Raw genomic sequence first — 17,843 nt, forward strand, 5'->3', positions numbered from 1 at the left:
GGATATGCTGGGCGCATCGTGCTCGGGCCAGAAAGCGGGAGAAGTCATGTCTGATCCATTGAACCAGCCGGAGCAGCCCGTTCCGCCGCACCCGGTGCAGTACCAGCAGAACGGCTACTCGCCGACGGGCTACTCACAGTACGCCGCACCAATCGCCTATCAGCCGGTGTTTGTCACCCCGGCCAGCACGGGATTGAGTGTCACCTCGCTCGTGCTCGGCCTCGTCTCCATCTTCTTCGGCTTCACCTTTCTCGTTCCACTGGGGGCCCTGATCTTCGGACTCATCGCGCTCAAGCGTGAGCCAGGCGGTAAAGGGATGGCGATCGCCGGCATCGTGATCGGCGCAGCGTTCATGCTGTTCTGGTTGGCCTTCGGCGGAGCCATCCTGGCCCTGTTCTTCGGCATGATGTCGGCCGTAATGTCGGCCGGCACGGTTTCCGGGTAACGGCTCAGGCGGGATCCGCTCAGCTTGCCGACGGCTGTAGTCTGCCGCGGCACGCTCCCGGGCGCCGATTTGGGATCACGCCGATGAACGCGGTGGGGTCTAGGCCAGAGCGCTGAGCTACCGTATAACTGTGCCCGTGGGGCCAGGCAAGCGCTCGTTTCAGTGACACGACGTGTTCACCCGTCGTTTACCCGAGTCGCCATGATTGTTGGCGCGGACTGCCTAACCTTGCAGAACGTAATGCCCTCGAGTTCACCTCATGGCGGCGACCACGGCAATCGGAATGACGACCGGTCGCGGCGTTGCCATAGTCTGCGAATCACCCCACCTCTTCTGAAAGGCATTTCATGAGTACAGCACCCCTCACTTCTGACTTCGATCTTGACGAATTCGACCCGGAAGACGTCGACGTTGAGCTCGTCGTCTTCGACATGGCCGGCACCACTGTGAGCGACGATGGACTCGTCGAACGGGCGTTCGTGCTCGCCGCCCAGCGCAGCGGCATCGCCGACACCTCGGATGCGCTTGAAGAGGCCGTGGCGTTTGTACGTGAAACCATGGGCCAGTCCAAACTCGAAGTCTTTCGCGAGCTGACCGACTCCGAAGAAGCGGCCGTCGAGGCGACGACCGCTTTCGAAACCGCCTACAGCGAACTCGTCGAACGCGTCGGCGTCACCGAAGTTCTCGGCGCGGCCGATCTGTTTCAGGAGCTCCGTGATGCTGGAGTGAAGGTGGCCCTGGTCACCGGATTCTCCCGCGCCACCCAGGACGCCCTCATCGACATGCTTGGCTGGAGGGATCTCATCGACGTCAGCCTGTGTCCGGTCGAAGCCGGTCGCGGACGCCCCTACCCCGACCTGCCGCTCACCGCGCTGTTGCGTACAGGGACCTCGAGCGTCGCAGCCATGGTCGTCGTCGGCGACACCGCGAGCGACATGCTCTCCGGCCTGAGTGCTGGCGCCGGCCTCGTGGTCGGTGTGCGCACCGGAACCCACGACACCGAGACCCTCGAAGATGCCGGTGCCGACGTTGTTATCGACAGCGTGGCCGATCTCGCCGAACTGCTCGGCCTGCGTGGGGACGCGATCGAGTAGTCATGATAGAAAACAACCCGCACGCGAGGCCTTCCGAGAGCGCACCGGTCGCGACAGAAGCGCCCGGTGGGCTGTTTCCGGCCAGCGGATACCGACGCGGGCGCGAGGTCGTGTTGCCACGCGCTGCCGAGGCCATGGTCTGGTCGGGAGTTGGCCTGCCGTTGGAGAGCGTCGCGGTGCCGGGCGTGTTGCTGCGGCCCGGCGATGTGCTGGTCGAGGTCGAATTGGCCACGGTCTGCGGCTCCGACGTGCACACGGCGTTGGGTCACCGTTCGGCGGCAAAGCCGCTCGTGCTCGGTCACGAGCAGGTCGGCCGCATCGTCGCGACCGGGGAGCAGGCATATGCCGCAAATGGAATGCCCCTGCGGGCGGGGCAGCGAGTGGTCTGGTCGGTCGCCGTGAGCTGCGGAACCTGCCAGCGCTGCCGTCGCGGCCTGCCCCAAGAATGCGGCGACCTGGCCCAATACGGCCACGAACGGATGCAGCGGGGCTGGGAACTCAGCGGGGGCTTCGCTACCCACGTGCAGGTGCGATCCGGCACCGCGATCATCGTCGTCGATGAGCTCGTCCCGGCGTCGGTATTGGCGCCAGCCTCCGGCGCGACCGCGACGGTCGTTGCGGCATTGGGGGCGGCATCCGCTCTCGTGCCACTCGCCGGCGCGACGGTATTGGTGACCGGTGCGGGGATGCTGGGCGTGACGGCCTGCGCGATGGCGACGGATGCCGGTGCTCTGGTGGTGGTCAGCGACCCGGATGCCATAAGACGGCAACTCGCGCTCGCCTTCGGCGCTGCAGCCGTTGCCGACCCGAGCGCGCCGTGCGAGTCGCCAACCGGGGTCGCCAGTGTACTCGCCGCGCTGCAGGACGCCGGCGCGGCTGAGCCCACGATCGCGCTCGAATTGAGCGGTGCCCGGTCAGCGGTGCAGACCACTATCGACCTGATCGGCACCGGCGGGGTGGTGGTATTGGTCGGCAGCGTATCGCCGGGGGAGCACGTTGCGCTTGACCCCGAGTCGATCGTGCGCCGACTCATCACGCTGCGCGGCGTGCACAACTACACACCCGGAGATCTGCAGACGGCGGTGGACTATCTCAGGGGGGCGTGGCACCGGCATCCGTTTTCAGCACTCGTTGGCACGACCTTTCCCCTCGAAAAAGCGGATGCTGCCCTCGCGCTGGCCGCAACCGCCCGTTACCCCCGCGTCGGCATCGCCCCGCAGCCCCCAGCCACTCTCGGCTGACCTCGCTGCGTGACCAGGCCGCAGCCGACCGGGCTCGGACGGCGGGGAGCGGCCATCGGACCGACGGGGCCCAATTACTGGGAGCCCACCGATAATATTGCAGTTCTATAAACTTACAGTTGCGCAAAAACGCAGTGCGCGCAAGAATTTTGAGCGTGATAATCGAACCGAACACTGCGACCCTGTGGCCGAACACGGGCCGCTCGAATCGGTTATCCACCTGCTGCTAACCGTCATCGGCCCGCCGTCGACCCGCCGTCGGCCCGCCCGACAATGCGCGAGGACCGACTGGAAATCCTGCGCCGGCCCCCCCTACTCACCGCCCAGCTTGCCCAGTTCACCCAGCTGACCACCGAGGTCACCATGTTCCTCGCCTCGCTCGACCAAACCATCTTCAGCACCGCGCTGCCGACGATCGTGGGCGAACTCAACGGCGTCGACCACATGCTCTGGGTGACCACCGCCGACATTCTCGCGTCGACCATTATGCTGCCGGTCTCAGGCAAGCTCGGCGACCTGATCGGCGGTAAGGGCCTGTTCATTGGTGCGATTAGCATCTTCGTTCTGGGCTCGATCGTCGGCGGCCTCGCCCCTGATATGACCTGGCTCATCATCGGGCGTGCCGTTCAGGGCCTCGGTGGCGGTGGCCTGATGATCCTCTCGCAAGCAACCATCGCCGACGTCGTTCCGGCCCGCTAGCGCGGCAGGTACATGGGCATGATGGGTGGCGTGTTCGCGCTGTCATCCGTGGCCGGCCCGCTGCTCGGCGGTTGGTTCACCGAGGGCATCGGCTGGCGCTGGGCGTTCTGGATGAACATTCCCCTCCGCACGGCTACACCCCGACGAGCGCCCGCGTAATCACCGAGGTAAAGAACGTGAGGCCATCGACGCCGCTCGCCATGGCTTCTGCTGTGTCTGGCCCGAACCCGGCCTCGACGGCGTGCTCGGGGTGCGGCATCAGGCCGACGACGTTGCCGCGGGTGTTGCTCACCCCGGCGATGTCGTTCAGCGAACCGTTCGGGTTGCCGAGGTACCGGGCCACGATGCGGCCCTCGCCCTCGAGCGCCTTGAGGGTCTCGGCGGAGGCTATGAACGAACCCTCGCCGTTCTTCAGCGGAATGACGATCTCCGCGTTGGCTTCGAACCCGTTGGTCCAGTCGCTCGAGTTGTTTTCGATGCGCAGGCCTTGGTCGCGGCAGATGAACCGGCCCTGTTCGTTCCGAATAAGTCCGCCGTCGAGCAGGTGGGCCTCGGTGAGCATCTGAAAGCCGTTGCAGATGCCGAGAACCGGCATGCCCTTATTCGCGGCGTCGATGACCTCGGTCATGATCGGCGAGAGGCTCGCGATGGCGCCGGCCCGTAGATAATCGCCGTAGCTGAACCCGCCGGGCAGCACCAGGGCGTCGACGCCGTGCAGGTCATGGTCGCCGTGCCAGAGTGCTACGGCATCGGCGCCGGCCAGGCGAATCGCGCGCGCGGCGTCGCGATCGTCGAGCGAGCCGGGAAAGGTGACGACGCCGATGCGCATCAGGCGACCGCTGTCGAGGGCTCGTCTTGCACGTGGATGCCGACGACATCCTCGATTACGGAGTTGGACAGCACGGTGTCGGCGAGCTCGCGTACGGCGGCGAGGGTGGCGGTATCCGCGTCGCCGTCGATGGAAATTTCAAAGCGCTTGCCGACGCGCACACCGGCGACGTTAGCCAGCGCTGGCTGGGTCTGACCGAGGCGACCGAGGGCGCCGGCGACGGCCTTGCCCTGGGGGTCAAGCAACTCAGCCTTGGGCATTACTTCGACGACGATCGTTGGCACAGGGCACTCCGCATACAGTCTGGGGGATATAGTCGTGGCAAATCAGTGCAATTCTACAGGTCGGCCCCGATGCCGCCTTACTGGGCGAGGCCGCTCTGACCAAGCAAAATTCCGCGCAGTACATCGCGCACGGCAGCCACACCGTCGTAGGTCTCCACGAAGCTCGTGCTGAGCGGGGCCAGCCCGAGCCGCAGCCCGTTTGGCGCACGAAAATCGGGAATTACATCGTTGTCCCACAGAATCTTGGTCACCTGACGCATCAACGGATGGTTGACGCTCACGTGCCCACCCCGGTGGGTCTGCTCCCGCGGTGAGGCGACGGTCACGCCCATCGGTGCCAGCCACTCGTCGACGAGCGTAATCGCAAATTCGGTCAGCGCGACCGACTTGGCCCGCACCGCCTCGATCGTCGCCTCGTCGAGCATCGCGATCGTGTCCTGCATCGCGAGCATTCCCACGACGGCCGGCGTGCCACTCATAAATCGACGAATGCCGGTGGCCGGCACATATCCCGGCCCCATGTCAAAGATGGCCTGGGCGCCCATCCACCCCTGAATCGGCTGGGTGAGCACGTCATGCAGATCGCTTTTGACGTAGCCGAAGGCGGGGGCGCCCGGTCCGCCACTCAAATACTTATAGGAGCAACCCACCGCAAGATCGACATCGCACAGGTCAAGTTCGACCGGAACCGAGCCGACCGAATGGCTGAGGTCCCAGAGCACGAGCGCGCCATGCTCGTGCGCGATCGCCGTGATGGCTGGCATGTCGGCGAGATAACCGGAACGATAGGCGACGTGGCTGAGCAGTATGAGTGAGGTCTGTCGCCCGACCGCCTGGCGCACCTGCTCGGCGGTGACCCCGCCCTCGGGGTCGGAGTCGATCCAGCGCAGGGTGAGGCCGCGCTCGCGCGCGATGCCCTCGAGAATGTAACGGTCGGTGGGAAAATTGTCGCGATCGAGCACGATCTCGGTGCGCTGTGGGCGGGAATCGACGGCGGCGCGGGCTAGCTTGTACAGCAGAACCGTGGTGGAGTCGCCGACGAAGACCTGCCCGGGCGCGGCGCCGAGACACACCCGACCGAGGTCGTCACCGATCTTGAGCGGCAGGTCCATCCATTGCTCGTCCCAGCCCCGAATGAGTCGGGTGCCCCATTCGGTGTTCAGAAATTCGGCGATGCGTTCGGCGCTGGCCCGCACGGGCCGGCCGAGCGAGTTGCCGTCGAGATAGGCGCGGGGATTGGCCAGCTCGGCGTCGACGTCGGTGCCGAGAAATCGAGCGCGGTAGTGAGCGAGACCGTCGATCCGGTCCATCCGCCGCGCGAATGCGAGGTGCGCGTCGTGGCCGGTCGATTCGGCCGGCGCGCCCTGGAGCGCCGCGCGGTTGACACTGGGGGTGGGAGTCATGCGAGAACCTCGAGTTCGGGGCGGGTGAGGGCGCGAGCGGTGCAGAGCCAGTCGGCGAATTCGGTGGGGTCGCGCGGCCGCTCGCCCGGAATAAAGGTCACACGGTTGTCGGACAGAGCCAGGCCGAGCGGCGCGGGCGCGCACAGGGCAGTGAGCACGTCGGCTGGCTTCAGCCCGGCGTCCTGCAGCGCCGCGATTTCGCGACTATTCACGCCGACGGGGAGGGGCCCGTTGCCGAGGTCGGTTCCGTAGAGAATGCGACCACCGGCCGCATGAAACCGGCGCAGGTTGTCGCTGGCAATGTCGAAGCCGTCGGTTGGGGAACCCCAGCCGTGCATGTCGAGGGTGCTGATCCAGGTCATGCGGGCAGCCATCGCGGTCACGAGATCGTCGGCGAGACGCTCCGAGAACGGCGTGTGCGCGAAGGCATCGACTCCAGCGGCAAAGGCGCGATCGGCCTGCCCGGCACCCTCAGCGTGTGCCACCACCGGCAACCCGCGGGCGTGCGCTTGAGCAACTACTGCTGCGAGCGTCTCGGCGCTCAACACAGGTCCGGCCAGAGCGTTGAGGGTGACCTTGAGAACGGATGCCCCAGCCGCGACCTGGCGGTCGATCGCTGCCGCAGCTTCCGCTGGCCCGGCGGCAGCAGAGCCGACATCGTCGACCGCGCAGCACCAACCGGGCTCAGCCCAGCCGGTTCGGCTCGGATAGCCTCCCGGTGCTGTGACGAACTGGTGAGCATATGCCGTATCGGGCATGTCGTCACGCGGGCCGTCTGGCAGCCAGCCGCCGAGGTCAATCACCCGCGCGATGCCGCCGGCCATGAGCTGGGCGGGGTCGATCAGGGCGAGGTGCACGTGAGCATCGAGAAAGCCGCGATAGATCTCGCCGCGACTGTCAAGAAAGCGCCCGTGAGAGGACTGCCCGGTCACGATCCGATCTCCGTTCGCACGGCGAACAGTTCGGGAAAGAATGTGAGCTCGAGGGCCTTCTGAAGAAACGCCGCGCCGCTCGATCCGCCGGTGCCGTGCTTCATGCCGATGATGCGCTGCACGGTTTTGAGATGGCGAAAACGCCAGAGCTGAAAGTTATCTTCGAGGTCGACGAGCTCCTCGCATGCCTCGTACGCGGCCCAATGCTCGGTTGCATTCTCGTATATTCCGCGAAAGGTATGCACAAGTTCGGGGTGAAAAATCCACGCTTCTGTCACGTCGCGTTCCAGCACGGCGGCCGGAATATCGAAGCCTGCGCGGTGCAGGTAACGCAGAAACTCGTCGTAGAGGCTGGGGGCCTGAAGTGTGGCGGTGAGCAGCGCGTGAGCCGCGGCATCCGCTTCAAAGACCGTGAGCATTCTGCGGTTCTTGTTGCCGAGGGCAAACTCGACCGCGCGGTATTGGTAGGACTGAAAGCCGCTGGAGCTGCCGAGGAACTGCCGAAATTGGGCGTATTCGGTGGGGGTCAGGGTTGCCAATACCGACCACTGTTCGGTCAGCGTGCGCTGAATGTGCTTGACCCGGGCGATGCCCTTCAGCGCCGGTGCGAGCTGATCTTGGCGCAGCGCATCGATGGCCGCGCGCAGTTCGTGCAGCACGAGTTTGAGCCAGAGCTCCGTGGTCTGGTGCTGAATAATGAACAGTAGCTCGTCGTGATGCTCGGGGACACTGACCGGTTTCTGCGCGGCGAGCAGCGTGTCCAGGTCGAGATACGACCCGTAGCTCATGCGCTCTCGAAAATCGGTGACGATCTCTGGGTCAAAGTCGCGGGTGTTGTTTGTCAGTGGCATCGGGTTCCGTTCGGCTTGATCAAATTGTGCGCGGTTTGGGGCAGCCGGCGCAATACACCGGCAGAACCGCACAGGTCGAAGTTCTACACTGGAGTGCATGACCTCGCCGACCCGCAAGCCCCAGGATGGCGTGCCGGCGCCGTCGGTGCCCGAGCGCGCCGCAGCGCCGTCGTCCCGTCGGCGAGACGCTCGGCAAAACCGCGAACACCTCGTCGTTTCGGCGCGTGCCCTGATCGCGCAGCACGGTATCGACGCGTCGCTGGAAGAAATCGCGCGGCTTGCGTCGTGCGGAGTTGCCACCCTGTATCGCAACTTCGCGACCCGGGATGATCTCATCCGCGCGCTCTATGATCTGGCCCTAGCTGAATTGCACGCCGTGCGCGGCGAGATCGAGGCGGCGCCAACTCCCTGGGAAGCCCTCGTCGTCTACACCGAACGCGTCGCCGAGTGGCTCGTTGCCGACCCCTCTTTGCCTCCGATTCTCAAGCGGATGGCGCAGCTCGACCCCTCGGCGCGCCCCGCCGCCGAGTTTGATGGTTTCATCGCGAGTGTGGTCGCTGGCGCCAAGAAAGACGGCACGCTGCGCCGCGACGTGGATGCCATCGATCTGGCCGTGCTGGTGACCATGGTCGGCTCGCTCGGGTCGCTCGGCGACGGATACGCTGGTCAGTGGCGTCGCCAGCTGTCGATCGTGCTCGACGGTCTGCGCGCCGTCGATGCGCCGCGCACGAAGCTTCCGGGCCGACCGCTCAATGTCAAGGAATACCAGGCCACCGTGCACGGCCTGACCCGTCGGGCGGCGCGCGCCGCCCGCTAGACGGACTCAGCTTGGTGCTTATACTCGGGTGCGGCCGGCTCTGGCGGTGCGAGCGTCTGAACGGGACGCTCGATCGGCGAGGCTACGGTGGCTAGGCCGAGTGGCTAGGCCGGCTCGACGGGAGCGGATGCCGCGGCGGTATCCGTGCGCACCACAATGTGGTTAGCCCAGGGGTCATCGAAACTGAGGGTCTGCCCGTCGTGACGGGTGTCGACGCCGAAGTGGGCCATCCGCTCGGTGAGGGCGCCGATGTCGTCGGTGCCGGGAACGATGATGCTGACCTGCCCGAGCCCCAGGGCGAGGCGGCGTTTGCCGCTGCCCGAGCTCTCCCAGGTATTCATGGCCATGTGGTGGTGGTAGCGGCCGGCCGAAACGAACAGGGCCGAGGGGCCGAAGTTCGCGGTCGCCTCGAAGCCGAGACGGTTCACGTAGAATTCGCGTGCACTCGTGACATCGCCGACCGACAGGTGTACGTGCCCGACGATGGCGTGCCCAGCGCTCGAGTCTGGCGACATATGCTCCGAAATGAATGCGTTCGGGTCGAGATAGAGCGAAGCCATTTTGACCTGGCCGTGGGTCCAGCTCCACAGGGTGCGGTCGCGGTCCCAGTACAGTTCGATGCCGTTGCCCTCGGGGTCGGTGAAGTAGAAGGCCTGGCTGACGAGGTGATCCGCGCTGCCGGTGAAGGTTCCGGGCGACTTGGTGCCGATCGAATAGACGGCGGCGGCGAGGTCGGCCTGCGTGTCGAACAGTATGGCCGTGTGGTACAAACCGGCCGACCGCGGTTCGGCAGCCTTGAGCTCCGGAGCATGCTGCAAAATCACGAGTGGAACCTGACCGCGACCGAGCACAGCAACGGCGCCATCATGGCTGAGTAGGTCAAGCGTCACGACGTCGCGATAGTAGGCGATCAGGGCGTCGAGGTTGCCAACGCGCAGGGTTACCGCGCCCATTCCGGTGTCGGCGGCCAGCAGGTCTTTTCCAGTGAGAGTCACAGCGGACACAACGGATGCGCCGCCCCGGCTATTCCGCGTGTGCGATCCGAGGAACACGTGATGCCGCCGGCTGCTGGGCTGTATGTGCTGCCCAGCGCCGACGGTGTACGGCGGTCAGGTGGCGGTCAGGCGCAGATCAGGCGCTGGTCAGGCGCTCGAGCAGCTCGCGGTAGCGGGCGGCGGTCTGCTCGACGATCTCGGTCGGCAGCTCGGGCGGTGTGCCTGAGCCATCCCAATGCGCGGCGAGCCAATTGCGCACAATCTGCTTATCAAAACTGGCCATCCGGGTCTCGGGGGTGGTTGCGTTGTGCCAGGCCTCGGCATCCCAATAGCGGCTGGAGTCGCTCGTGAGCACCTCGTCGGCGAGCACGGTCAGGCCGGTCTGCCGGTCGGCGCCGAACTCGAACTTGGTGTCGGCGAGAATGACGCCGGCCTTCTCGGCGATCGCTCCGGCAGTAGCGAACAGGGCGAGGGAGAGATTGCGCAGTTCGGCGGCAACGACCGGCCCGACGAGCTCGACCGTGCGTTCGAACGAGATGTTCTCGTCGTGCTGGCCCATCGGGGCCTTCCATGCTGGGGTGTAGATGGGTTCGGGAAGCCGGTCGCCATTCTGCAGGCCGGCCGGCAGTTGTATGCCGCAGACCGACGAGGATTCGAGGTATTCCTTCCACCCGCTGCCGGTGAGGTAGCCGCGCACGACGCACTCGATCGGGTACATGTCGAGGGTGCGGCAGAGCATAGCCCGGCCGGCCACCGCCGCGGGAATCAGCTCGCGCACGGTGTTATTGGCCAGTTCATGGTCGGCGACGAGGTGGTTGGCGATTCCCGTCAACTGGTCGAACCACCACAGGCTCAGGGTGGTGAGCAACTCGCCCTTGCCAGGAATGCCCGGCTCGAGCACGTGGTCGAAAGCGCTCACCCGGTCGCTGGCGACCACGAGAACTCGGGAAGCGTTTGCGAGCGACGGGGCGGCATCCGTTAATTCGATACCGTTTGTTTCGATACCGTTTGTTTCAATACTGTTTGTCTCAATATAGAGGTCTCGCACCTTGCCCGAGTAGGCATGACGCCATCCGGGCAGATCGCGGGCGGCGGTTGCTGTGGGCTGAGCGGATTCGGTCACGCTTGTATTCTCCCCTATTTCAGTAGGGCCACGTCGGAGACGAGCTCGATGTGCGAGAGCATTGCCGCGGTCGAGGCCGCAACGTTCTGTGCGCGGATCGCGTCGGTGATCGCGCGGTGCGAGGCCAAGGATTGCTCGGGTCGGCCAGGTTGGGCCAAAGACTCTAATCGCGTTTCGAGAATCATCTCCGCGATAAACGTCATGAGTTGGGCCAGCACGGGGGAGTGAGCCGCTGCTGTGACGGCTTGGTGAAAGAGTTCATCCCCGTGTGCGCCGCGATCTCCGACAGCGATCTCCTCGGCCATAACCCGAATGGCGTTCTCGATTGCGGCCAGGTCGGCATCCGTCCGCCGCATCGCGGCGAGTTCAGCCAGCTTCACCTCGAGGGTGCTGCGAGCCTCGACGATTTCTGGAAGTCGATTTCGGTGGTCCCGGAGACCTTTGATGACCGTTGCGATGCTGGGCCGGTAGACGAGTACGGCGCCGGTGCCATGTTGTACATCGATAACTCCGAGCACCTCAAGCGCCACGAGTGCCTGCGCCAACGTGGCGCGCGAGACACCGAGGCGTTCTGCGAGATCGCGCTCGGCGGGCAGCAGATCGCCGGGACCGAGGCGTGCCGACTCGATGTACGAGAGAAGCTGCTCCACGAGCTGTTCGTACAGCCGAGGCTTCGACACTCGCATCAAGGGTAGGGGTTCTGGTTCCTGGGCCACGCGTGAGCCTCCCGCATTGAAGTGTGACTCTCATGGTACACGGGTATTGACAAACTCACCTACTATCTAGGAGGCTAGGCCAGTGAGCCAATAGCCCACATTCGTTAAATCCTGGAGGAACAAAGATGTCCGCTCCCATCATCTCGATCATCATCCTGGCGGTGATGTTTCTGACCGCCACGCTGCTTCCCGTCAATATGGGGGCGCTGGCTTTCGTTGGTGCTTTTCTGCTCGGCGCCGTTATTCTCGGCATGGAAACGACCGATATTCTCGCCAATTTTCCAGGCGGTCTCTTCCTCACCCTTGTGGGAGTCACCTACCTCTTCGCGATCGCGCAGGGCAACGGCACGATCGATCTGCTCGTGCGCGGTTCGGTGCGTCTTGTCGGTGGACGAGTGGCCCTCATTCCCTGGATCATGTTCGTCATCACGGCAGTGATCACCGCTGTCGGCGCCCTGTCTCCGGCTGCGGTGGCCATCGTGGCACCGATCGCGCTCGGTTTCGCTCGCAAGTACAAGATCAGCCCACTACTGATGGGCATGATGGTGATTCATGGGGCCCAGGGCGGTGGATTCTCCCCGATCGCCGTGTATGGCGTGATCGTGAACAGCCTGATCTCGACGACTGGGCTCGACGCAAGCCCGACCGCGGTGTTCCTGTCGAGCCTCATCTTCAACTTTCTGATCGCCGTCGTACTGTTTATCGTGCTCGGTGGGCGGGGGCTCATATCGAGCAGGGTCGGACACTTCGTCGAGCAGGCAGCCGAAGCTCGCATGGCAGTCAGTGTGCGGGCCCGGAGCGGCGGCGACGTGGCGTTCAAGGGCTTTGGCTCCGGCATCTATGGCCCGCGCGACCCCGCCGGTGATAACGCTCAGGAGACGCCGAACCGGGCGGAACGCATTCCTCAGCTGATTACCGTGGCCGGTCTCATTGCGCTGGCCGTGATCGCCCTCGGCTTCAAAATCGACGTGGGTTTCGTGGCCATTACGATCGCCGTCATCCTCGCTCTGGTCTCGCCCGCGGCGCAGAAGGGTGCCGTCAACAAGATCAGCTGGTCGACGGTACTGCTCATCTGTGGCATGCTCACCTTCGTTGGCGTGCTCGAAGAGGCTGGAACCATCGAATACGTGTCGGACGCCGTCGCCAACCTCGGTATGCCGCTGCTCGCCGCGCTGTTGATTTGCTACATCGGAGCTGTCGTTTCGGCCTTCGCCTCGTCGACAGCCATCCTGGCCGCCCTGATTCCACTTGCGGTACCGTTTTTGGCCAGCGGGGAAATCGGCGCGATCGGCGTTATCTGTGCCCTCGCTGTGGCATCGACCATTGTGGATGTGTCGCCGTTCTCCACGAACGGTGCTCTCGTGCTGGCCAACGCCCCGGACGACGTCGACAAGGACCGCTTCTACAAGCAGATCCTCGCGTACAGCGGAATCGTCGTGGTGGCCGGCCCCGTCATCGCCTGGGCGGTGCTGGTCGTACCCGGCTGGCTATAGATCGCACACCGCACATCGAGAAGGGACTGAATATGAGTACGGACACACAGGCCCGAGCGCGGGGTCCGCTCGAGGGCTATCTGGTCGTTGACCTCAGCCGGGCCCTGGCTGGGCCGCACGCGAGCATGATGCTCGCCGACCTCGGAGCACGCGTCATCAAGGTGGAAAATCCCGGCACGGGAGACGACACCCGAGGCTGGGGACCGCCGTTCGTCGGTCCCGACGACGATTTGCAATCCACGTATTTTCTCTCCTGCAACCGCAACAAAGAGTCAATCGCCCTCGATCTGAAGAGCGACGATGGCCGTGCGGTGCTGCGCGACTTGCTGCTGCGCGCCGACGTGGTGGTCGAGAACTTCCGTCCCGGTGTTCTGGAGCGCCTCGGCTTCTCGCCCCAGGCGATGCACGAGCTCAACCCGTCGCTCGTTATCCTCTCCATCACTGGTTTCGGCCATGACGGCCCCGAGGCGAGTCGCAGCGGCTACGACCAGATTCTGCAGGGCGAAGCCGGCCTCATGTCGCTCACCGGATCCGGCCCCGATGACCCGCAGCGGGTGGGAGTGCCGATCGCCGATCTGCTCTCGGGCATGTACGGGGCCTTCGGGCTCCTCGCGGCCCTGCTCCAGCGCGAGCGCACGGGGGAGGGCCAGATCGTTCGCACCTCGCTTTTGGCCGCGCTCGTGGGAGTGCACGCTTTCCAGGGCACCCGTACCACGGTGGCGGGCGAGGTGCCAGAGGCCCAGGGCAACCATCATCCGTCGATCGCACCCTACGGCCTGTTCGCATGCCGCGACGGCAGTGTACAGATCAGCATCGGCAGTGAGAAGCTCTGGGCAACCTTCGCGGCCGAGTTCGGTCTCGATCCCGACCGAGCCGAGTGGGCTACCAACGCGCACCGAGTGCGCAATCGGGACGGTCTCAAGGCTGCGATAACGGATGCCTTCGCTCATTTCGACGCCGAGCCGCTGCTGCAGAAGCTCGGCGACGCCGGGATTCCAGCCGGAAAGGTGCGCTCACTTGATGAGGTTTATAAGTGGGACCAGGTTTTGTCGCAGGGGCTGTTGATCGACGTCGAGCATGAGGTGCTCGGCCAAATCAGCCTCCCGGGCCCGCCGCTGCGGTTCTTCGGCCCCGCCGATACTGCCGAAATGACCAACACCACTCATTCTGCTCCACCCGTGCTGAATCAGCACGGCACCGAAATACGCGACTGGCTCAATCGCTCCACGGAAGGTAATTAACGTGTCGGATGAAAACGTGTTGATCGAACCGAAAACCCGCCACCTCAGCGCCGCCGAACTCATTGGGGTGGTACTCGATGACGGATCATTCTCGAGCTGGGACCAGCCCGTGGTTGATCCCGACCCGAACGAGGCGTACCGGCTTGATTTGGTGAAGGCGCGTCAGAAAAGTGGAACCGACGAATCTGTGCTGACGGGCGAGGGCCTGATCCGCGGGCACCGGGTAGCAATCGTGGTGAGTGAGTTCGCGTTTTTGGCCGGATCGATCGGGCTCTCCGCCGCGGACCGTATTGTCGACGCGATCGAACGAGCAACCCGCGACGGTTTACCGGTATTGGCCGGGCCAGCCTCCGGCGGTACCCGCATGCAGGAGGGCACACTCGCCTTTCTCTCCATGGTGAAGATCACCGCCGCCGTGCGGGCGCACCGAGAGGCGGGGCATCCGTATCTCGTCTACCTGCGTCACCCCACCACGGGCGGTGTCATGGCGTCATGGGGTTCGCTCGGGCATGTCACGGTGGCCGAGCCCGGCGCGCTACTCGGATTCCTGGGTCCGCGCGTGTATGAGGCGCTCTACGGAAAGAAGTTTCCGGAGAACGTGCAGGTCGCCGAAAATCTGTACAACCAAGGACTGATCGACGCCGTTGTGACACCCGAACAGCTGCCGGAAATCGTCGACCGGGCGCTCACCATCCTCACCGGCAAACCGGCCACCCCGGTGGCAGTCCCGGAGACCGTGCAGGTGCGGCCAGCTTCTGTTGGCGCGTGGCAATCCATCCAAATCTCGCGCAACCCGCGCCGGCCCGACCTGCGCCAGCTGCTCGCCTATGGCGCCCACGACGTACTGCCGCTCAACGGTACGGGCGAGGGCGAGAACGATCCGGGGCTCATGCTCGCCATGGCTAGGTTCGGGCAGCAGAGCTGCATCGTTCTCGGCCATATCCGCCCGCGGCCGTCGCAAGATACCTCGATGGGCCCGGCGTCGCTGCGCGAGGCCCGACGGGGAATGCGTCTGGCTGAAGAACTCGGCCTGCCGCTGCTGACCGTGATCGATACGGCAGGGGCCGCCCTGTCGAAGGAGTCCGAGGAAGGCGGGATGGCCGGTGAAATTGCCCGCTCGCTGCACGAACTCATCGGGCTGCGCTCGGCCAGCGTGTCGGTTTTGCTCGGCCAGGGAGCTGGTGGTGGGGCGCTCGCGCTGTTGCCGGCCGACCGCACCATCGCCGCACAGCATTCCTGGCTGTCACCGCTGCCGCCCGAGGGCGCGAGTGCCATCGTGCACCGTACGACGGAATTCGCCCCGGCCATGTCGGAGGCACAGGGCGTGAACGTTGCGTCGCTCTATGCCAACGGGATCGTCGACCACATTGTCGACGAGCGTCCGGATGCAGCCGAAGAAGGAAAGGCATTCTGCAAGCGGATGGCCGCGGCCATCGAATACGAGTTGTCCACGCTCTCGAGCGTGTCCGTTGACGAGCTGCTGCTGCGCAGAGTGTCGAAGTTCCGTGCGATGGGACGGCGCGCCTGAACCCACTATGGCGATGGCATCGGGGCCGAATTTCGCGTCGAGCCGTGAGCCGGGCTCTGCTGCTTGTGAAATTCGACCTCAACCTCACGGCTCGCCGAGCGGATGCCAAGGGTCAGGTGACCCGGGCGGCGATGTCCGTACGAAAGTGGGCACCGGCGAGGTGCACCTGACCGATGGCCTCGTAGGCCCGGGCTCTGGCCTGGGTGAAGGAATCGCCGACTGCGACGACGCTGAGCACTCGACCGCCGGTCGACACGAGGGCACCGTCGATGAGGGCCGTTGCCGCGTGAGCGATCGTGACACCGTGACCAGACAGAGCGGCAGCAAGTCCGGTGATCTCGCGCCCGACCAGCGGATCTTGTGGGTAATTTTCGCTCGCGAGCACCACGGTCACGGCCACATCCGCGGAAAACTCCGGCCGGGCCAACGCGCCGAGACCGCCGGTCGCCGCCGCGAACAGCAGGCCCGACAGGGGCGTCAGCAGGCGCGGCAGCACGACCTGCGTCTCTGGATCTCCAAAGCGCGCGTTGAACTCGATCACGCGGATGCCGGCATCCGTCAAAATAAGCCCACAGTAGAGCAGCCCGACGAACGGGGTGCTCTCCGCCGCGAGCTGGCGCACGGTCGGCAGCGCGACGGTTGCGATGATCTCGTCGACGAACTCGTTCTCGCTGCCGAACTGGGCGTCGAGCCAGGGCAGCGGCGAGTAGGCGCCCATGCCGCCGGTGTTGGGCCCGGCGTCGCGGTCGAGGGCACGTTTGTAGTCCTGAGCGGGGGAGAGTGGCAGCACATTCTGTCCGTCGCTGAGCAGAAAGAGCGAAATCTCCTGGCCGTCGAGAAATTCTTCGATCAGAACGCTGCCGTGTTCGAGCCAGAACGTGGCGTGGGCGAGGCCTGCGGCGCGATCCTCGGTGACCAGCACACCCTTGCCGGCGGCGAGGCCGTCGGCCTTGACGACGTACGGCGCGCCGAATTCGTCGAGGGCGGCTTCGGCTTCGGCGAGGGTTCCGGCGCGCACGGCGCGGCCGGTGGGAACGCCGGCTTCATCCATGATGCGTTTGGCGAAGGTTTTGCTTCCTTCGAGCGCGGCGGCGGCCCGGTCGGGCCCGAACACGGCTATGCCGCGGGTGCGCAGGGCATCGGCGACGCCGGCAACGAGCGGAGCCTCCGGCCCGATGACGACGAGTTCGATGCTGTTCAGCACGGCATAGTCGGTCACGGCGACCGGGTCGTTGGGGTCGAGGGCGACGACCGGAACCTCGGCCGCAATGCCGGCGTTGCCGGGCGCACACTCGACGCTCGGCCGCGGCTGCTCACGGAGCAGCGCGGTGATGATGGCGTGCTCGCGGGCACCGGAACCAAGGACCAAAATTTTCACCGTTTCAGGCTACCCGATGCCTCGGGGCCACCAGCCCCAGGAATAGGGTGTGGGCATGGCCCTCATCCCCACTCAAACACTTGTGACCGTCAGCGTTCCCGGCTACAGCTTGGAGAACGCCTCGGAGGCCCTGCGCCTGGCGCTGATTCCCCTGCCTGACGCGCGCATCGTCGCCGTGACGCTCCAGACCAACTGGATGAGCGCGTTCTTCGGCAAAACCTCGCTGCTGGCCGTCGTGGAGTACACGCCAGCCGCCTGATCGGGCAGACTGGAACCATGGCACGAGCACGAATTGACGACGGAGCAGGCCGTGCGGCCGTGCGGGCAGCCCTCGCCGACGGTGTCAGCGCGAGCCGAGATATCCGCGCGCAAGCGGTGCGATACACCCTGCAGCTGCTGGCCGAACAGGCCGAAGGCAACACCCTCGAGGTGCGCGTGCCGCCGTTCGGCGCCGTGCAGTGCGTCGGCGGCCCGCGTCACACTCGCGGCACCCCGCCCAACGTCATCGAAACGGATGCCGCCACCTGGCTAGCGCTCGCCACCGGCGCCCTGCGCTGGACCGACGGGCTAGCCTCCGGCGCCATCCACGCCTCCGGCGCCCGCGCCGACCTAACCGGGCATGTGCCGGTAATCTAACCCTCCCGCGAGAGCGCAAAAAGTGCCCGTTTGACCCATCCATCCGGGCACTTTTTGTGCTCTCGAGTGACGGCGGCACCCCGAAGTGGGTGGGTGGTGACCCCGTCCGTTCACCAGGATGTCATCGACCCGACGTCC

General features: G+C 65.3%; 18 protein-coding genes and 1 pseudogene. 10 read left to right on the top strand and 9 right to left on the bottom strand.

What is annotated here, in order from left to right:
• Positions 1-46 precede the first annotated feature (46 nt).
• The 4 genes and pseudogenes from CXY75_RS14610 to CXY75_RS14625 all read left to right on the top strand — a co-directional run.
• Positions 47-445 carry a DUF4190 domain-containing protein gene (locus CXY75_RS14610; RefSeq protein ID WP_233201929.1) on the top strand — a complete coding sequence of 133 codons (399 nt, stop codon included), beginning with the start codon at positions 47-49 and terminating at the stop codon, positions 443-445.
• Positions 446-792: 347 nt separating this feature from the next.
• The gene (locus CXY75_RS14615; RefSeq protein ID WP_104083534.1) at positions 793-1,539 is read left to right on the top strand and encodes a phosphonatase-like hydrolase; all 747 of its coding nucleotides are present in this window, start codon (positions 793-795) and stop codon (positions 1,537-1,539) included.
• 2 nt (positions 1,540-1,541) lie between these two features.
• Positions 1,542-2,780, top strand: a complete 1,239-nt coding sequence (locus CXY75_RS14620; RefSeq protein ID WP_233201930.1) for an alcohol dehydrogenase catalytic domain-containing protein — start codon at positions 1,542-1,544, stop codon at positions 2,778-2,780.
• Between the two features lie 273 nt (positions 2,781-3,053).
• Positions 3,054-3,605 (top strand): annotated as a pseudogene (locus CXY75_RS14625) (MFS transporter); the annotation flags it as partial.
• 7 nt (positions 3,606-3,612) lie between these two features.
• On the opposite strand, the gene purQ reads toward CXY75_RS14625, so the two are convergent.
• The 5 genes from purQ to kynA form a co-directional block, all read right to left on the bottom strand.
• On the bottom strand, positions 3,613-4,308 hold the full coding sequence (purQ, locus tag CXY75_RS14630) for a phosphoribosylformylglycinamidine synthase subunit PurQ (protein WP_104083535.1): 696 nt from the start codon (positions 4,306-4,308) through the stop codon (positions 3,613-3,615).
• Positions 4,308-4,592: a phosphoribosylformylglycinamidine synthase subunit PurS gene (locus CXY75_RS14635; protein ID WP_104083536.1), complete on the bottom strand. Its 285-nt coding sequence runs from the start codon at positions 4,590-4,592 to the stop codon at positions 4,308-4,310. The genes purQ and CXY75_RS14635 overlap by 1 nt, the downstream gene beginning before the upstream one ends.
• A gap of 77 nt (positions 4,593-4,669) precedes the next feature.
• Complete coding sequence (locus CXY75_RS14640; protein WP_199182477.1) at positions 4,670-5,902, bottom strand: kynureninase; 1,233 nt, start codon at positions 5,900-5,902, stop codon at positions 4,670-4,672.
• Between the two features lie 89 nt (positions 5,903-5,991).
• Positions 5,992-6,927: an amidohydrolase family protein gene (locus CXY75_RS14645; protein ID WP_104083538.1), complete on the bottom strand. Its 936-nt coding sequence runs from the start codon at positions 6,925-6,927 to the stop codon at positions 5,992-5,994.
• A complete protein-coding gene (gene kynA / locus CXY75_RS14650; RefSeq protein ID WP_104083539.1) occupies positions 6,924-7,778 on the bottom strand; it encodes a tryptophan 2,3-dioxygenase in 855 nt (284 codons plus the stop codon). Before kynA ends, CXY75_RS14645 begins: the two co-directional genes overlap by 4 nt.
• A 97-nt stretch (positions 7,779-7,875) precedes the next feature.
• On the opposite strand from kynA, the gene CXY75_RS14655 reads away from it, so the two are divergent.
• Complete coding sequence (locus CXY75_RS14655; RefSeq protein ID WP_104083540.1) at positions 7,876-8,595, top strand: TetR/AcrR family transcriptional regulator; 720 nt, start codon at positions 7,876-7,878, stop codon at positions 8,593-8,595.
• A gap of 104 nt (positions 8,596-8,699) precedes the next feature.
• Here CXY75_RS14655 and CXY75_RS14660 read toward each other — a convergent pair whose 3' ends face one another.
• The 3 genes from CXY75_RS14660 to CXY75_RS14670 form a co-directional block, all read right to left on the bottom strand.
• Positions 8,700-9,548: a VOC family protein gene (locus tag CXY75_RS14660; RefSeq protein ID WP_104083599.1), complete on the bottom strand. Its 849-nt coding sequence runs from the start codon at positions 9,546-9,548 to the stop codon at positions 8,700-8,702.
• 178 nt (positions 9,549-9,726) lie between these two features.
• A complete protein-coding gene (locus CXY75_RS14665) occupies positions 9,727-10,713 on the bottom strand; it encodes a phosphoribosylaminoimidazolesuccinocarboxamide synthase (protein WP_104083541.1) in 987 nt (328 codons plus the stop codon).
• A gap of 14 nt (positions 10,714-10,727) precedes the next feature.
• Positions 10,728-11,399, bottom strand: coding sequence for a FadR/GntR family transcriptional regulator (locus CXY75_RS14670; protein WP_104083542.1), 672 nt, complete (start codon positions 11,397-11,399; stop codon positions 10,728-10,730).
• 155 nt (positions 11,400-11,554) lie between these two features.
• On the opposite strand from CXY75_RS14670, the gene CXY75_RS14675 reads away from it, so the two are divergent.
• The 3 genes from CXY75_RS14675 to CXY75_RS14685 are packed head-to-tail and all read left to right on the top strand — an operon-like array spanning position 11,555 to position 15,691.
• Complete coding sequence (locus CXY75_RS14675) at positions 11,555-12,922, top strand: SLC13 family permease (RefSeq protein ID WP_104083543.1); 1,368 nt, start codon at positions 11,555-11,557, stop codon at positions 12,920-12,922.
• Positions 12,923-12,954: 32 nt separating this feature from the next.
• Positions 12,955-14,163 (top strand): CaiB/BaiF CoA-transferase family protein, encoded by a 1,209-nt coding sequence (locus CXY75_RS14680; protein WP_104083544.1) that lies wholly within the window; start codon positions 12,955-12,957, stop codon positions 14,161-14,163.
• 1 nt (position 14,164) lies between these two features.
• A complete protein-coding gene (locus CXY75_RS14685; RefSeq protein WP_233201931.1) occupies positions 14,165-15,691 on the top strand; it encodes an acetyl-CoA carboxylase carboxyltransferase subunit alpha/beta in 1,527 nt (508 codons plus the stop codon).
• 112 nt (positions 15,692-15,803) lie between these two features.
• On the opposite strand, the gene purD is transcribed toward CXY75_RS14685, so the two are convergent.
• Complete coding sequence (purD, locus tag CXY75_RS14690; protein WP_104083545.1) at positions 15,804-17,069, bottom strand: phosphoribosylamine--glycine ligase; 1,266 nt, start codon at positions 17,067-17,069, stop codon at positions 15,804-15,806.
• Between the two features lie 55 nt (positions 17,070-17,124).
• On the opposite strand from purD, the gene CXY75_RS14695 reads away from it, so the two are divergent.
• Positions 17,125-17,328 carry a hypothetical protein gene (locus tag CXY75_RS14695; protein WP_104083546.1) on the top strand — a complete coding sequence of 68 codons (204 nt, stop codon included), beginning with the start codon at positions 17,125-17,127 and terminating at the stop codon, positions 17,326-17,328.
• 17 nt (positions 17,329-17,345) lie between these two features.
• Complete coding sequence (locus CXY75_RS14700) at positions 17,346-17,705, top strand: sterol carrier family protein (protein WP_104083547.1); 360 nt, start codon at positions 17,346-17,348, stop codon at positions 17,703-17,705.
• The last annotated feature ends 138 nt before the right edge of the window (positions 17,706-17,843 follow it).

Source organism: Cryobacterium sp. Y11, from assembly GCF_002929535.1.
GTDB lineage: Bacteria > Actinomycetota > Actinomycetes > Actinomycetales > Microbacteriaceae > Cryobacterium.

What these genes read in the sequence shown, in the direction of transcription:
- CXY75_RS14680 (WP_104083544.1), top strand. Translation starts at nt 12,955, where the DNA reads ATGAGTACGGACACACAGGCCCGAGCGCGGGGTCCGCTCGAGGGCTAT.
- CXY75_RS14695 (WP_104083546.1), top strand. Translation starts at nt 17,125, where the DNA reads ATGGCCCTCATCCCCACTCAAACACTTGTGACCGTCAGCGTTCCCGGC.
- CXY75_RS14615 (WP_104083534.1), top strand. Translation starts at nt 793, where the DNA reads ATGAGTACAGCACCCCTCACTTCTGACTTCGATCTTGACGAATTCGAC.
- kynA (WP_104083539.1), bottom strand. Translation starts at nt 7,778, where the DNA reads ATGCCACTGACAAACAACACCCGCGACTTTGACCCAGAGATCGTCACC.
- CXY75_RS14640 (WP_199182477.1), bottom strand. Translation starts at nt 5,902, where the DNA reads ATGGACCGGATCGACGGTCTCGCTCACTACCGCGCTCGATTTCTCGGC.
- CXY75_RS14620 (WP_233201930.1), top strand. Translation starts at nt 1,542, where the DNA reads ATGATAGAAAACAACCCGCACGCGAGGCCTTCCGAGAGCGCACCGGTC.
- CXY75_RS14670 (WP_104083542.1), bottom strand. Translation starts at nt 11,399, where the DNA reads ATGCGAGTGTCGAAGCCTCGGCTGTACGAACAGCTCGTGGAGCAGCTT.
- CXY75_RS14610 (WP_233201929.1), top strand. Translation starts at nt 47, where the DNA reads ATGTCTGATCCATTGAACCAGCCGGAGCAGCCCGTTCCGCCGCACCCG.
- CXY75_RS14675 (WP_104083543.1), top strand. Translation starts at nt 11,555, where the DNA reads ATGTCCGCTCCCATCATCTCGATCATCATCCTGGCGGTGATGTTTCTG.
- CXY75_RS14655 (WP_104083540.1), top strand. Translation starts at nt 7,876, where the DNA reads ATGACCTCGCCGACCCGCAAGCCCCAGGATGGCGTGCCGGCGCCGTCG.
- CXY75_RS14660 (WP_104083599.1), bottom strand. Translation starts at nt 9,548, where the DNA reads ATGGGCGCGGTAACCCTGCGCGTTGGCAACCTCGACGCCCTGATCGCC.
- purQ (WP_104083535.1), bottom strand. Translation starts at nt 4,308, where the DNA reads ATGCGCATCGGCGTCGTCACCTTTCCCGGCTCGCTCGACGATCGCGAC.
- CXY75_RS14700 (WP_104083547.1), top strand. Translation starts at nt 17,346, where the DNA reads ATGGCACGAGCACGAATTGACGACGGAGCAGGCCGTGCGGCCGTGCGG.